1 protein-coding gene is annotated in these 1,807 nt (G+C 57.1%); it reads right to left on the minus strand.

What is annotated here, in order from left to right:
- Positions 1–113: 113 nt before the first annotated feature.
- Positions 114–1,463 carry an endonuclease/exonuclease/phosphatase family protein gene (locus LQV45_RS29625; protein ID WP_230010692.1) on the minus strand — a complete coding sequence of 450 codons (1,350 nt, stop codon included), beginning with the start codon at positions 1,461–1,463 and terminating at the stop codon, positions 114–116.
- Between the last annotated feature and the right edge of the window lie 344 nt (positions 1,464–1,807).

Below are 1,807 nucleotides of genomic sequence, written 5' to 3' on the forward strand. Positions count from 1 at the left end.
AACGTCAAGAGCAATGCAGAGGACCCGTGGTCCTGTTAACCTGGCCTGGATGTAGGTGAAATCCAGCCGAACAGAACCACGGGTCCTCAATTTACGTGCGCGGGAACTGTCTCCTAGGGGAGCTGTACGGTCGCTTTGACCATGTTGTGGTCAGAGGGAATGGTACCGATGAAGTTCCCACTCGAATCGACATTGACCACGGTGCGCCACTCGACCACGCGCATCTTGGACGTGAAGATATAGTCCAGGTAGGTGCCGTTGCCCCATGAGTTGCGTGCATTTGCGAGACGGTTGAAAGCGTTGAAGCTGTCGTAGTTCGCACCCACCGTCTTCTCAGCTGTCGCCGTTCCGCTGGGCAGATCGGAGGCATACGTGTTGCCGAGCGGATCAATATATCCGGCTGCAGTCAGGACGTCGTAAGGGGCATTTGTCGGGGCTGTCCACTTGTGCGAGTTCAAGTCACCGGTCAAGAGCACGGGGAAGTTGCTGGGATTCCGCTTCTTGACTTCCGCTGTGATGGCTTGTGTCTGCCTCTTACGCAGGTCCTGGAGGTCAGTTCCGCCGCCGGGCTCCAGATGCGTGTCGCCGACAAAGAATTTCTTGTTTGTCGACTTTTGGGTGAAGATGCCCCAGGCCAAGTAGCGGGGGTTGTCTGTTGCCCGGATTACCGGAAGTGCCAGGGAACCCTGGCTGACCAGGGACACCTTGGAGGCATTGTAGAAAAGCTTCGTGCCCTGCGAGGCGCCCTTATCGGCGTACACGCAGGCAGTGGGTGTAGTGTCCTTCACGCAGTTATTGCGCTTGTTATTGGCCAGCTGGTAGTTGGCGCCGGCCGCCTGGAGCCGCTCTTGGAGATCCTCAAATTGGGAGACCCCACCGGGCCTTGAGTCATCCTTGAGCCACCCCTGGGAAGCTTCCTGTACGCCCATCACGTCTGGCATCTGCGCCTTGATATTAGCGACGACGGCGGCCCGGCGGCCGGCCCACGTCAGTTCATTGGCGGCTCCCGCGAAGCAGTTGGCACACTTCACGTTGTAGCTTGCAACCGTTAGTGGATTGACCACAGCGGCTATCACGAGTGCAGCCTTTGTTTTGGCGGTTATGGAGGCTGAATACGGGCTTAGATTCGTGGTGCCGTCTGCAGAGATGACCCTGACCCGAAAGTAATAGGTGGTGTTGCTTTTAAGTCCGCGCATCTCGGTGGAAGTGGTTGTGTACCGGTTGTAGGTCGAGTCCGAAAAGTCGACTTTGGCGGAGTACTGGACACGATATCTCGGCGCGCCGCTAACAGCGTTCCAGGAAAGGAAGACGGACGTGCTTGTTTGAGCGGGCGACTTGAGACCAGACGGGGCCGGAGTGGCGGCATTTGCACCGGGGGCGCCGAAAGGAAGGAGGAGTATTGCCATGATCAGAAAAGAGAGCGGACGAAGACGAAACGATGAGCCGCGACTGTTTGTTGGCATGCGAGACCTTATCAATGGGACGTTGGCACCAGAAAGGCACGAGACGGTGCGAGTAAATGCTGCGTTTAGGCGATGCAAGGTGCTGTGGGACACCATAGTCTGGCACGCGCTAATCCATCAGCACAACGCGCAAGGCCATACTGTGATTTAGCCCTCAATTTCTCACACCCTGCTCTTGGATGATAAGTGCTCTTTGGTCACTCGCGGGCCATATTGCGGAAAAACTGCGATTCACCTGCGGTTGGCCGAATCCCATTCTCCTTCCGTCTGCACAGCCTGGGACCGCACTACGGTAAGGTTGCTGATGGTCCAGACAGCGGGCATTAGAGACACTGAGGGACGGC

Source organism: Microbacterium sp. Bi128, assembly GCF_918698205.1.